Genomic DNA, 13,137 nt, shown 5'->3' on the forward strand with positions numbered 1-13,137 from the left:
CCAACCTTAGTGGTGACGAGGCTTGAGGATTGCCGGCTTTTCGTCTGGCGCGTTGCACAGCAGGTACAGCGCGGTCAGGGCTTCCGGGATCTGCACGATCATGTCGTCCATCAGGTTGGCGTCGGCCGCGATGTCGGAGAACTCAGGCTGCTCATCGAACAGGCCGGAACCGACCATGATCGGCAGCAGCATTTCGCTGACTTCGTCTTCGGCGGTTTCGAACCAGGCTTCTTCACGCAGGAACACGCCTTCCATGAAACCGATGCACCAGCCGCGCAGGTCGGAATCATCCGGCTCTTCGCCCAGGTCCAGGTCGCACGGCAGCTCGAATTCTTCATCGGACGCCAGTTGGCGAGCGATATGAGCCTTGAGGGCAATCAGGGTCGATTCGATTTCTGCACGCTCGGCGTCGTCGCGATAATGCGGCTCTTCGGCGAACAGCGCGTCGATCCACTCACGATCGGGCACCGTCTCGGAACAGATCGACAGGGCCGTCAGATAGCCGTGGGCGGCCACATAGTCCAGCGCCTCGTCATGCAGCTCGTCGGCGTCGAGGAAGGCTTGCAGGCGGGTTAGTTGCTCAGCGAAGGACATTGAAGGGCTACCTTGGGAATATACGATGCCCAATTCTAGGCGTTCTTGAGCGGTCCGGCCAGCCGCGCGGCAGATTTGCCTACATTCAAAACGGGTCTGAACCCGATCCGTAGCAGCTGCCGAGCCCGCGAGGCTGCGTTCGGCCGCGTAGCGGTCGCAAAATCAGGCACCGCAGTGTTTCAGGTAAACCGAGTCGATAGGATTTACGACTGCTTCGCAGCCGAACGCAGCCTCGCGGGCTCGGCAGCTGCTACAGGGATGTGTGGAGGCCGAGGTAACGGCTATTCGTCAGTGGCACCCTTTGCCCGGTATCGCTCGGGTATACTCGCGCGTTTTGCAAAGCCCTGCAGGTGTCGCGACGGTCCAGGACAAATCCGCTTACGGATCTGTCCGTGAACAATGCGGTTTTTTGATCCAGCCTGCACATAGGGATATTCAGCACCATTTGGAGTTTTTCATGCTCGAACAGGCTCAGCGCGTCCTCAAGGACATCTTCGGCTACGACAGTTTCCGTGGCCGTCAGGGTGCCATCATTGAGCGCGTGGCCAGTGGCGGTGACGCTCTGGTGCTGATGCCGACCGGCGGCGGCAAATCCTTGTGTTTCCAGGTCCCGGCGCTGCTGCGCGACGGCCTGGCGGTGGTGGTTTCGCCGCTGATCGCGCTGATGGACGATCAGGTCGCGACCCTCGAAGAGCTCGGTGTGGCTGCCGCGGCGCTCAACTCCACGTTAAGTGCCGAGCAGCAGCGCGATCTGGCGGCGCGGATCAAGCGCGGCGAAGTGAAAATGCTCTACCTGGCGCCCGAACGTCTGGTCCAGCCGCGCATGCTGGCGTTCCTGCAAAGCCTCGAAATATCGTTGTTTGCCATCGACGAAGCCCACTGCGTGTCGCAATGGGGCCACGACTTCCGCCGGGAATACCTGCAACTGGGCCAGTTGGCGCAATTGTTCCCCAACGTCCCGCGCATCGCCTTGACCGCCACTGCCGACAAGCGTACCCGGGAAGAAATCGTCGAGCGCCTGCATCTGCAGAACGCCGAGCGCTTCCTGTCGAGCTTCGACCGGCCGAACATTTTCTATCGCATTGTCCCCAAGGAGCAGCCGCGCAAGCAGTTGCTGGCGTTCCTGGCGGAGCGGCGCAGTGATGCCGGCATCGTTTATTGCCTGTCGCGCAAGAAGGTCGACGAAGTGGCCGTGTTCCTCAGCGAGCAAGGTTTCCCGGCGCTGCCGTACCACGCCGGTCTACCCAACGATACACGGGCACATCACCAGAAGCGCTTCCTCAACGAGGAAGGCCTGATCATGGTCGCCACCGTGGCGTTCGGCATGGGCATCGACAAGCCCAACGTGCGTTTTGTCGCCCACCTGGACTTGCCCAAATCCCTTGAGGCCTATTACCAGGAAACCGGTCGCGGCGGCCGTGACGGTCTGCCGGCGGACGCCTGGATGGCCTACGGTCTGCAAGACGTGGTGATGCTCAAGCAGATGCTGCAGAACTCCGAAGGCGATGAACGCCACAAGCGCCTGGAGCAACACAAGCTCGACGCCATGCTCTCGCTGTGTGAAGAAACCCGCTGCCGCCGTCAGACCTTGCTGGCCTATTTCGACGAAGACATGCCGCAACCCTGTGGGCATTGCGACAACTGCGTCGACGGTGTGCAGACCTGGGACGCCACCGAACCGGCCCGTCAGGCGCTTTCGGCGATCTATCGTACTGGCCAGCGCTACGGCGTCGGGCATCTGGTGGACGTATTGCTGGGCAAGGACAACGAAAAGGTTCGCAGCTTCGGCCATCAGCATCTGTCGGTGTTCGGTGTCGGCAAGGCGCGGGCTGAAGGCGAATGGCGTTCATTGTTCCGACAACTGGTGGCGCGCGGCCTGGCGGACATTGATCTGGAAGGCTACGGCGGCTTGCGCTTGAGTGACAGTTGCCGGCCGCTGCTCAAGGGTGAAGTGACCCTGGAGCTGCGCCGCGACCTCAAGCCGCAAACCACCGCGAAAAGCAGCAGCACCAGCCAGGCCAGCCAACTGGTGCGTGGCGAAGAACGCGAGCAGTGGGAAGCCTTGCGCGCCCTGCGGCGCAAACTCGCCGAAGAACATGGCGTGCCGCCGTATGTCATCTTCCCCGATTCGACCTTGCTCGAAATGCTCCGCAGCCAACCGAGCTCCTTGCCGGAAATGGCCAAGGTCAGTGGCGTCGGTGCACGCAAGCTGGAGCGCTACGGCGAGGCCTTCCTCGAAGTGCTGGGCGGCCAGGCCGAGGCGCCGAAAGTGGTCGCCGACCTGCGTCACGAATTGATCACTCTGGCGCGCGCCGGCATGACGCCGATGCAGATTGCCGGTCAGTTGCAATGCTCGGAAAAGAACGTGTACACGATGCTCGCCGAGGCCATTGGCAAGCAGCAACTGTCGCTGGAACAGGCGCTGGACCTTCCCGAAGACCTGATGGGTGAAGTCCAGGACGCGTTCCTGGACGGCGAGGGTGAGTTGCCGCCGGTGGCGGAGATTGCGGCGTTGTTCGCGGGTCGTGTCCCTGAGGGCGTTTTGTATTGCGTGAGAGCGGCGTTGCAGTCGGAATTCGAAATTTAAGTACCGATTATCAAGATGTAACGATTCAGTACAGACCGAGCCTTGCTTCGAGTCGAGGGCCATGCTTAGCTGACTAATAATTAGTTTCAGCCTATTTCAGTCTAACCATGAGTTTTTTATGCCGTTAACCGATCAACACCGTTTTGGCATGCAGTTGGCGCAGATGTCTCGCGGCTGGCGCGCCGAACTGGATCGCCGTCTCGCCGGCCTTGGCCTGTCTCAGGCCCGCTGGTTGGTGCTGCTGCACCTTGCGCGTTTCGAAGAGGCCCCCACTCAGCGTGAGCTGGCACAAAGCGTCGGTGTTGAAGGGCCGACGCTGGCTCGCCTGCTCGATAGCCTGGAAACCCAGGGCCTGGTGCAGCGTCATGCCGTGGTGGAAGATCGCCGGGCGAAAAAGATCGTGTTGTGTGCGTCCGCCCGTCCCTTGATCGAACAGATTGAAACCATTGCCACCGAGTTGCGTCACGAGCTGTTCGAGGGCGTCGACGAGGCAGATTTGCGAGTGTGCATGCGGGTTCATGGGCATATTCTGGCCAATCTGGAAAAATCTTGAGGTAAAACCCCCCGGCAGATTTTTGAGAACCGGCGCTGAGCAGACTATAAGAATGACCAGGCAATAATGTGTTCGTGCGGGAAATACGAATGCGCACAGGTTGATTCTGGTTATCGAAGGGATGCTCATGTTCGAGAGTTTGCAGTCTGCGTTACGGCGCTCCGTCTGCCTGTTGGCGGTCGCTGGCGCCTTGAGTTACTCCGCATTGACCCCTGCGCTGGGGTTGGGCGATATCACGCTGCACTCGGCCCTGAATCAGCCATTGAATGCCGAAATCGCCCTGGTCGACCCAGGTAGTCTGGCCGAGGGTGAACTCTCAGTCAGCCTGGCGACGGAGGACGAGTTCGCCCGTGCCGGTGTCGAGCGTGTATTTTTTCTCAACGACCTGCGTTTTACCGCCGTTCTGCGTGGCACTCGCAGCGTGATTCGGGTGGTGTCGAACAAACCGGTCAACGAACCGTTCCTGAATTTTCTGGTGCAGGTGAATCAGCCCAATGGGCGTTTGCTGCGCGAGTACACGTTGCTGATCGATCCGCCGGGCTCGCCTGGGATCGTGCCGGCGACTGACGTCGAATCGGCCCCGGCGATAAGCCCGCAACCGACTGCCGCCGCGCCTGCCAAAACGCCTGAAGCCGCCCCGGTGAGCACGACGGTGCCTGCGGTTGTCGACCCGGCTTCTGAGCTGCTCGCAGCCAGCGTCCTGGAAAACCAGCAACTGAAACAAACCGTCGATCAGTTGAACGCTCGACTACAGGCCCAGGATGAGCAGATTGCCAGCCAGCGCAAGCAAGTCAGCGATCTGCAAACCGAGTTGGCCGAAGCCAAAAAGCCCCCGCCCACCACGCTTGCCGTGCCAGTCCCCGTGCCCGTTACACCACAGGATGAGACACGCAGTGGATCGACGCTGTGGTTGATCGTCGGCCTGCTGGTGTTTGGCGCTCTGTTGTTGCTGGGCTGGTTTGTGCGCCGTCAGCGACAAGTACAGCACTTGTCAGAGCCTGTGCCGCGACATGAGCCGATGGTCAGTCGGGTAGCGCCCGATACAGCACAGAGACCACCGACTGAGCTTTCTGCCACGCAAATCACACCCCCGCAGCGCGAAGCCGTTTATGGGGCTGAGGTGCTTGAGAGCGTCGGTATCTACTTGACCTATCAGCGCTTCGCCGAGGCGGTCGGTCTACTGCGCGAAACCTTGCTCAAAGAGCCGCAGCGCAGTGATTTGAACCTGAAGTTGTTGGAGGTGCTGGGGCAGCAGGGCGACATCGCGGGGTATACGGCGCAGGAAAACAGCCTGCTCGAAGCGGGTTTCAGCACCGAGGTGTTGGAGCAGATCCGCGCACGCTCGCCAAAACTGGCCAGTGCGCAATCTTCGACGGTTATTGAGTCGACAGCTGAACCTGCTGCTTCGGTGCGCGATGAGTTTCAGTTGAATCTGGATGATTTGTCGATGGATTCGAGCTGGGATCTGGTCCGCCCGCTCGACAGCACGGCGGATACGGTTAAACCCTTGGGTCAGCTGGAGCCGCTGGACGATAGCTTTCTCGACGACTTCGCCGATGTCTCACCGACCCTGGAGCTGGAGCCGCTGCCGGGGCAGTTCGCAGGGCAGGAGCGCGAAGAGGTCCGCGCCGACAAACTGGAAGAGGCGCAAAACTGTATCGATGACGGCGATCTGGACAGTGCCATCCGACTGTTGAACGAGTTGCTCAAGGACAGCGAAGAACCCTTGAAGCAAACGGCCCGTAGCCTGTTGGCCAGCATTCGCTGAACGCCTCCAGCGCCAGTTATCATAGCGACGCCATCGAGCTCAGGAGTCCAGCGCACCATGACCACACGCAAACCGGAAGTTGTCATCACTTACTGCACGCAATGCCAATGGCTGTTGCGCGCCGCCTGGTTGGCCCAGGAGCTGCTCAGTACCTTCGGCGACGACCTGGGCAAGGTTTCACTGGTGCCGGGAACCGGTGGGGTGTTTCACATTACCTGCGACGGCGTACAGATCTGGGAACGCAAGGTCGACGGCGGCTTCCCGGAGGCCAAGGTGCTCAAGCAGCGGGTTCGCGATCAGATCGATCCAGACCGCGACCTCGGTCATAACGACAGAACTCAGTGAGATGCCGCTTCGGCCGCCCCGGTTTTTTTGCTTGAGCCGCCGGACAGGCTGCTGGACACCACAATCGCGATGATGATCAGCGCACCGCCAATCAACATCCGCAGCGTCGGATTCTCACCGAACAACAACCACGCCACGGTGATGCCGTAAACCGGCTCCAGGGCGAACACCACTGCTGCGGTGCGAGCCTTGATCACCGCCAGACTGGCCACGAACAGGCTGTGGGCGACGCCGGTGCAGAACACCCCTAGCAGGCCGATCCACAGCCAATCGATGGCGCGCACCTCACTCAAGCCCGGTGCCGCCACCGGCAGCAGGCAGAGCGCGACCACCACGTTCTGGCACAGCGCGGCCTGCACGGCTGGAATACGCCCGGAACTGGCACGGTTAGTCAGCGACAGCAGGGCGAACAGCAAGCCCGACCCTACGGCCCAAAGCAGACCGCTGGTAGCCTCACTGGCGAGATCGAAATCCGGGGTGACCAGCACCAGACCGACGCTGACCAGCGCGACCAGGAGTATTTCATTCGCGCGAATCCGCTCGCGGAAGATCAGACCTTCCAGAATCACCGTGAACGCCGGGAAACTGGCAAAACCCAAGGTCGCAATCGCAACGCCGGCCACTTTGACCGCGATGAAAAAGCTCACCCAATGCCCGGCCAGTAACAGGCCGCTGAGCAGCAGGCGACGCCAGTCCACGGCTTGCAGTTTCTGCCAGCCGGTGTTGCTGGCAAAGCGGGCAAAGAACGCCAGGGCGATCACCGCGAATGCCGCACGGCCAACGACGATGATCGCAGGGGAGGCGGCGGCCAGTTTGCCGAACACGCCGGTCAGGCCAAACATCAATGCGCCGATATGCAGGGCGCCAAGGGCGGTACGCGGAGTCATTGCAATCCTTAAATGCATAGCGAGAACCATGGGCTCACTCTAAAGCCCCGGGCACGCCCCTGTCTGTCGCCAGACTCGCGTTTTTTATCGTCAACCTAGCGTTCGCTCACCGCCCGGCGCAGCGTGCCAGGGGACGCGCCAAACTCGCGCATCACCGCCGCGGCGAAGGCACTCTGAGAACCATAGCCGACGCGGCTGGCGACTTCGCCAATGGGCAGCGCAGACTCACGCAGCAACTTCACCGCGATGTGCAGGCGGCGGCTGCGGATGTAATCCATCGGAGTCTGCCCGCATTCGGCCACAAACCGAGCGTGCAGGCGCGCACTGGACAGCCCGGCAATGCGCGCCAGATCGGCAACTTGCAGGGGGTAGGCGGCGTATTGGTCGATGTGCGCGTTGAGCGCGGCGTAGGGCAGTCGTCTGCCGGCGATGCTGCTCGGAGCGGCGCTGTTGAGGCTGGCGAGCAACAACACCGCACCTTGCTGGGCGATCAGCGGGTCCTCTACCGGGCTGCTGGCCAACCAGCTCACCAACTGACTTTGCCCGGCGTCCAGCGGCAAGCGTGCGGGGTTGTCGAGCAAGCGCCGACTGGCATCGGCGTGCTCGCCCAATGATTGCGAAACCCACTGATCGTTCGGTACGTCGAGCACCAGGCAGCGACTGCCTTTCGGACTGCCACAAGCGTGATGGGCACCTGAGGGCACCACCACAAAACTCTGCTGCAGCACCTGACTGCCACGGCCATCGACCTCGAAGTCGAGCGCGCCCGACAGGCCAAACACCAGTTGCGCGTGGTCGTGGCTGTGGACGATCAAGTCGTGAGTGTATTGGCGTAGCGTGAGGATCGGTCTCATCGCAGTCTCCCGGGCAGAGTCGCAGTCTACACCGCCAGCACCTGGGTTCGGGTTGTCATCAGACTGCCGCATTTGTGTCACGGGCTATTAATCGCTGCGGCGCAAGCTTGCGAAAAATCTCGCAGAGGTTGTCCATGACCAGCGCCGAAGTCGCCAAACCCAGCCGTAAACAACGCGTGCGCACCTTGTGGATCTCTGATGTGCACCTCGGTACACGGGATTGCCAGGCAGAGCATTTGTCGCAGTTCCTCAAGGGCTATCAGGCCGACAAGATTTATCTGGTCGGCGACATCATCGATGGCTGGAAGCTGCGCAGCGGCATGTACTGGCCTCAGGCTCACACCAACGTCATCCGCCGGCTGCTGACCATGAGCAAGCGCGGCACCGAGGTGATTTACGTCACCGGTAACCACGACGAGTTTCTGCGACGTTATTCAAAGCTGATCCTGGGCAACATTCAACTGGTGGACGAGGCGGTTCACGTCACTGCGGATGGTCGGCACCTGTTGGTGATTCACGGCGATCAGTTCGACGTGATCACGCGCTATCACCGCTGGCTGGCGTTTCTGGGCGACTCGGCCTACGAGTTCACCCTGACCCTCAACCGCTGGCTCAATCACTGGCGCGCGCGGTACGGCTACGGTTACTGGTCGTTGTCGGCCTACCTCAAGCGCAAGGTCAAAACCGCGGTCAGCTTCATCAGCGATTTCGAAGAGGCCATCGCCCACGAGTGCGTCAAGCGCGAACTCCACGGTGTGGTTTGCGGGCACATCCACCACGCGGAAATCCGCAAGGTCGGCGAGGTGGATTACCTCAACTGCGGGGATTGGGTGGAGTCGTGCACGGCATTGATCGAGCATTGGGATGGCACGATCGAGCTGTACCGATTGGCCGATGCGCAGGCGCGCGAGGCTGAGTTGAAAGCCTTGAAGGTTGCAGAACCTGCTTGATCCGACAGGTTCAGCTTTTGTGGCGAGGGGGCTTGCCCCCGTTGGGGTGCGAAGCGCCCCCCCGGAAACCTGTGATCGTATTCAGTCAGACAAACCGCGTGCTCTGGATTGACGACTGCTGCGCGGCCGAGCGGGAGCAAGCTCCCTCGCCACGGGTTCGCGGAGATCTCAGGCCGGTGCGTATTCTTCCATTGCCGCTTTGTAAATCGACTGCTTCGGCTGGGTAAACAGACGCTCCAGCATCGGCTCGAAGAAGCTGAGCGGCAAGGTCTCGTAGGCCGGATCAAAAGCCGCTGCATCATACTTGGCGCAGAACTCGATGGTCTGCCGGTACTGCGGGTGTTCGCGAAATTGCTCGCGCAGGTGCCGGTCCATACCCAGGTGGTGGAAGAAGTAGTAGCCCTGGAATATCCCGTGTTTCTCCACCATCCACAGATTTTCAGCGCTGACGAATGGCTTGAGGATCGCCACCGCGATGTCCGGGTGGTTGTAGGAACCGAGGGTGTCGCCAATATCGTGAAGCAGCGCGCACACCACGTATTCCTCATCACGGCCATCGCGCAAGGCGCGGGTGGCGGTTTGCAGTGAGTGGGTCAGACGATCGACCGGGAAGCCGCCAAAATCACCCTCCAGCAGTTTCAGGTGCGCCACAATCCGTGTCGGCAATTGTTTGGCGTAGGCACTGAAGTCTGCGGCGATGATCGCCCAGTCTTCCTGCGTGCCATCCTTCATGTGGGTGAAGCGGGCGTGCACATTCATCGACGATCCTCTTGTTTGTATTCGAAGGGACGATTCGAGTGTAGAGCATTGGATCCAGCGCTGTGCTGGCCGCTCGGGACGGCTTGATGGCCCCGCAAGCCTAGAAGGGCACTTTGCCCAGGATCATATCGCGGTACATCACGAAGTCCCCGAGCAGGCTGTAAAGTGGATGTTGGAATGTCGCCGGGCGGTTTTTTTCAAAGAAGAAGTGGCCAACCCAGGCGAAGCCGTAACCAACCAGCGGCAGGGCCAGCAATAGCATCCAGGCACCTTTGCCGATGGCGAAGGCCAGGATGGAAATCACCAGGCTGGTGCCGACGAAGTGCAGGCGTCGGCAGGCGCTGTTGCTGTGTTCGCTGAGGTAATACGGGTAAAACTCGGCGAAGCTGTTGAAACGTTTGATGTTTTCCACGACTGCGATCTCTGTGGTTATTGTTCTGCTGACCGGATGTTCTGCGGGGAGCTTATTTGAGTCTAGAGTCATCAGTGGCAACAGCCAGTGACAATGGGCGCCACTTTAGTATCCTTCTGAAATTGGCCGTGACACGCGGCTCATCAAGTAAGCAAACGCCATGAGCGAACGAACGACTTCTGCAAGTTGGGCGATGGGGATTGTCAAAGCGCTGGAGATGGACGGCCTGGATTGCCGGGTTTTGTTCAAACAGCTGGGGCTCGACTACGCGGCACTGGATGATCCGGATGCGCGCTTCCCTCAAGATTCGATGACGCGGCTCTGGCAGCGCGCGGTAGAACTGTCCGGCAACCCGGCGATCGGTCTGAACATGGGCAAGCTGGTGCGCCCTGCGTCGTTTCATGTCGCCGGTTATGCCTTGATGTCCAGCCAGACCCTGGCTGAAGGCTTTCAACGATTGGTGCGTTATCAGCGGATCATTGCCGAAAGCGCCGATCTGAGCTTTCAACTGTTACCCGAAGGTTATGCGCTGATTCTGACGGTGCATGGCGATCATCTGCCGCCAACCCGACAAAGCGCCGAAGCATCACTGGCGTGTGCATTGGGCCTGTGCGGCTGGCTGACCGGGCGCACCTTGCAGCCACGCAAAGTGTTGATCCAGGGCGCTCAGCCCGTTGACCTCGCCCCCTATAAACAAGTCTTTCATGCGCCGCTGGAGTTCAACGCCCCGTATGACGCGCTGATTTTCGAACGGGCAGACATGGAGGCACCGTTGCCGACCGCCAATGAGGCCATGGCGTTGTTGCATGACCGCTTTGCCGGTGAATACCTGGCGCGGTTTTCTGAAAGCCGGGTGACCCACAACGCGCGGCAAGTGCTGTGTCGCTTGCTGCCCCAGGGCGAGCCCAAGCGCGATACGGTGGCGCAAGCCCTGCATTTGTCCCAGCGCACCTTGCAGCGACGCTTGCAGGAAGAAGGCACGAGTTTTCAGACGCTGCTTGATGACACGCGCCGCGAGTTGGCCGAGCAGTACCTGGCGCAACCGAGCATGACCCTGCTGGAAATTGCCTACCTGTTGGGGTTCGCCGATCCGAGCAATTTTTTTCGGGCCTTTCGGCGCTGGTTCGATACCACACCCGGCGAGTACCGGGTGCGGTTGATGGAAGCGCCCAAAGAGGTCAGTGACGCCAAAACGCCGGAATACACAGCACAAACACGGTAATGATCTCCAGCCGCCCCAGCAGCATGCCGAGGGACAGAATCCACTTGGCGGCGTCGGGCAGGCTGGCGAAATTTCCGGCCGGACCGATGGTTTCCCCCAGACCCGGGCCGACGCCGGACACCGTACTGGCCGCACCGGTCAGGGCAGTCATCCAGTCCAGGCCCAGCAATGATAACGCCAGGGCGATGGCGCAAATGGTGATCGCAAAGAAGAACGAAAAGGTCAGAATCGAACGAACAATTTCTTCGTCGAGACGGTGGCCGTTGTACTTCTGCTTGATCACCGCGCGCGGGTGGATCAGTTGGTTGAGGTTGGCCTTGAGCAGGATAAAGGCCACCTGGAAACGGAAGATCTTGATTCCGCCGGCGGTCGAACCCGAGCAGCCACCGACAAAACCCAGATAGAAGAACAGCATCAGCGAGAAGTTGCCCCACATGCTGTAATCCCCCAGCGCAAAACCAGTGGTAGTGACCACCGACGTGACGTTCAGCGCAACGTGGCGCAATGCGTCCAGCCAGTGCAGGTCGGTGGTCCACCAGTACCAGGTGCCGAGTACCAGCCAGGTTACCAGCAGCATGCCGAGCAATCCTTGTACCTGCTGATCCTTGATCAACGCCCGCCGATTGCCGCGCAAGGTCGCCACGTACAGGGTAAACGGCAGGCTGCCGAGAATCATGATCACCACCGCGACCCAATGCACCGCCGGCTGCGTCCACTTGGCCAGGGACTGGTCGGAGGTGGAGAAACCACCGGTGGAAATGGCCGACATCGCATGGTTGATCGCGTCGAACGGGCTCATGCCCGCCCACCAGAACGCCAGGCTACCGAGGATGGTGATACTGACGTAGGCAGCGACGATCAGCCGGGCCACCATGTGCGAGCGTGGCATGACCTTTTCGGAACGGTCCGACGACTCGGTCTGAAACAGCCGCATGCCACCCACGCGCAGCAATGGCAAAATCGCTACCGCCATGCCGATAAAGCCGATGCCACCCAGCCAGTGCAGCAACGAGCGCCACATCAGGATGCCCGGCGACATGCTGTCCAGGCCGCTGAGCACGGTAGAGCCGGTGGCGGTGATGCCCGACATGCTTTCGAAAAACGAGTCGGTGTAACTGATGCGCTGGGTCAGCAGAAACGGCAAGGCAGCGAATAGGCAGACCACCACCCAGCTCGACACGGTGAGCAGGTACATGTCTCGCGGGCGCAGGTGCACATGCTCCGGCCGTCCGGGGATGACCAGCGCCAGGCCGGCGAGAAAGGTGATCATGCTGGCCCAGAGGAACGACGGCAGGTCGCTGGTGCGGTCGTAAATCACCAGGGTCGCCATCGGCACAACCATGCTGATGGCCAGGGTGATCAGGAAGATGCCGATGATAAAACCGATAATCCGTAAGGTCGGCAACGCCATGAAATCCGCTCGGGCTGATAGAGAAAGGGCGCCATTCTACCTGCGAGGCAGGTCATGTAAACCGGCACCCCCGACTCGGATACCGCTAGAATAACCAGACATTTTTTTCAGGAGGTGGCCGATGCAGGCTCTCGACGCTTTGCTCAACCGTGTTTCCGTTCCGCGCTTGCTCGACCCGGCACCCACTGCCGCACAACGGGAAGTGTTGTTTGCAGCGGCCATGCGCGCACCGGATCACGGGCATTTGCAGCCGTGGCGTTTTCTGACGGTCGAAGGTGCGGCGCGTGAGCAAATGGGCGAGTTGCTGGCTGAGGCTGCACGCCTGCAAGACGCCGATGTACCTCAGGCCTTGGTGGACAAGGCGCGTAATGGCCCGCTGCGTGCGCCGTTGGTGGTGGTGGTCATTGCGCGTCTGCAGGACCACATCAAGGTGCCGAAGTCCGAGCAGTTGCTGGCCGCAGGTTGTGCGGCCCACGGTATCTTGCTGGCAGCTTACGCTCAGGGCATCGGTGCGGTATGGCGCACCGGCGAGCTGGTCTATTCGGCGCATGTGGCCAAAGGCTTGGGTCTGACGGAAGGTGAAGAGGTGATTGCACTCCTTTACCTGGGCACACCACAGAACGAACCGCGTGTGGCCGGTAAAGTCGATCTCGCCGAGTTTGTCAGCGCCTGGCCTGCCAAGGCCTGAATATTGATGGATTGATTCAATGTGGGAGCGAGCTTGCTCGCGATGACGGCTTCACATTCAACATTGATGTCGACAGTCATACCGCTATCGCGAGCAAGCTCGCTCCC

Annotated in this window: 13 protein-coding genes; 7 read left to right on the forward strand and 6 right to left on the reverse strand. The window is 60.5% G+C overall.

What is annotated here, in order from left to right; translation table 11 throughout:
- Window positions 1–6: 6 nt before the first annotated feature.
- A complete protein-coding gene (locus NTD87_RS23645) occupies window positions 7–594 on the reverse strand; it encodes a YecA family protein (RefSeq protein ID WP_103315564.1) in 588 nt (195 codons plus the stop codon).
- Window positions 595–1,051: 457 nt separating this feature from the next.
- Between NTD87_RS23645 and recQ the strand changes: the two genes are divergently transcribed.
- The 4 genes from recQ (at window position 1,052) to NTD87_RS23665 (ending at window position 5,847) form a co-directional block, all read left to right on the forward strand.
- Window positions 1,052–3,181, forward strand: coding sequence for a DNA helicase RecQ (gene recQ / locus NTD87_RS23650; protein WP_262116615.1), 2,130 nt, complete (start codon window positions 1,052–1,054; stop codon window positions 3,179–3,181).
- Between the two features lie 118 nt (window positions 3,182–3,299).
- Window positions 3,300–3,734 carry a MarR family transcriptional regulator gene (locus NTD87_RS23655; protein ID WP_262116616.1) on the forward strand — a complete coding sequence of 145 codons (435 nt, stop codon included), beginning with the start codon at window positions 3,300–3,302 and terminating at the stop codon, window positions 3,732–3,734.
- Between the two features lie 127 nt (window positions 3,735–3,861).
- Window positions 3,862–5,502: a FimV/HubP family polar landmark protein gene (locus tag NTD87_RS23660; RefSeq protein WP_262116617.1), complete on the forward strand. Its 1,641-nt coding sequence runs from the start codon at window positions 3,862–3,864 to the stop codon at window positions 5,500–5,502.
- Window positions 5,503–5,559: 57 nt separating this feature from the next.
- Window positions 5,560–5,847, forward strand: a complete 288-nt coding sequence (locus NTD87_RS23665) for a SelT/SelW/SelH family protein (RefSeq protein WP_262116618.1) — start codon at window positions 5,560–5,562, stop codon at window positions 5,845–5,847.
- Here NTD87_RS23665 and NTD87_RS23670 read toward each other — a convergent pair.
- Window positions 5,841–6,734 carry a DMT family transporter gene (locus tag NTD87_RS23670; RefSeq protein WP_262116619.1) on the reverse strand — a complete coding sequence of 298 codons (894 nt, stop codon included), beginning with the start codon at window positions 6,732–6,734 and terminating at the stop codon, window positions 5,841–5,843. The two genes, NTD87_RS23665 and NTD87_RS23670, sit on opposite strands and share 7 nt — an antisense overlap.
- Before the next feature lie 95 nt (window positions 6,735–6,829).
- A complete protein-coding gene (locus tag NTD87_RS23675) occupies window positions 6,830–7,588 on the reverse strand; it encodes an AraC family transcriptional regulator (RefSeq protein WP_262116620.1) in 759 nt (252 codons plus the stop codon).
- Window positions 7,589–7,722: 134 nt separating this feature from the next.
- On the opposite strand from NTD87_RS23675, the gene NTD87_RS23680 reads away from it, so the two are divergent.
- Window positions 7,723–8,538 (forward strand): UDP-2,3-diacylglucosamine diphosphatase, encoded by an 816-nt coding sequence (locus NTD87_RS23680; protein WP_262116621.1) that lies wholly within the window; start codon window positions 7,723–7,725, stop codon window positions 8,536–8,538.
- Window positions 8,539–8,706: 168 nt separating this feature from the next.
- Here NTD87_RS23680 and NTD87_RS23685 read toward each other — a convergent pair whose 3' ends face one another.
- Together NTD87_RS23685 and NTD87_RS23690 are read right to left on the reverse strand one after the other, a co-directional pair.
- On the reverse strand, window positions 8,707–9,297 hold the full coding sequence (locus NTD87_RS23685; RefSeq protein ID WP_262116622.1) for an HD domain-containing protein: 591 nt from the start codon (window positions 9,295–9,297) through the stop codon (window positions 8,707–8,709).
- 100 nt (window positions 9,298–9,397) lie between these two features.
- Window positions 9,398–9,709: an Mpo1-like protein gene (locus NTD87_RS23690; protein ID WP_262116623.1), complete on the reverse strand. Its 312-nt coding sequence runs from the start codon at window positions 9,707–9,709 to the stop codon at window positions 9,398–9,400.
- 160 nt (window positions 9,710–9,869) lie between these two features.
- Between NTD87_RS23690 and NTD87_RS23695 the strand changes: the two genes are divergently transcribed.
- A complete protein-coding gene (locus tag NTD87_RS23695) occupies window positions 9,870–10,931 on the forward strand; it encodes an AraC family transcriptional regulator (protein ID WP_262116624.1) in 1,062 nt (353 codons plus the stop codon).
- Here the strand turns inward: NTD87_RS23695 and NTD87_RS23700 are convergent.
- Window positions 10,888–12,342 carry a TrkH family potassium uptake protein gene (locus NTD87_RS23700; RefSeq protein ID WP_262116625.1) on the reverse strand — a complete coding sequence of 485 codons (1,455 nt, stop codon included), beginning with the start codon at window positions 12,340–12,342 and terminating at the stop codon, window positions 10,888–10,890. The two genes, NTD87_RS23695 and NTD87_RS23700, sit on opposite strands and share 44 nt — an antisense overlap.
- Before the next feature lie 121 nt (window positions 12,343–12,463).
- Between NTD87_RS23700 and NTD87_RS23705 the strand changes: the two genes are divergently transcribed.
- On the forward strand, window positions 12,464–13,030 hold the full coding sequence (locus NTD87_RS23705; protein WP_262116626.1) for a nitroreductase family protein: 567 nt from the start codon (window positions 12,464–12,466) through the stop codon (window positions 13,028–13,030).
- Window positions 13,031–13,137: the final 107 nt, after the last annotated feature.

Origin of the sequence: Pseudomonas sp. 6D_7.1_Bac1, from assembly GCF_025465945.1 — a bacterium.
Classification (GTDB): Bacteria; Pseudomonadota; Gammaproteobacteria; order Pseudomonadales; family Pseudomonadaceae; genus Aquipseudomonas.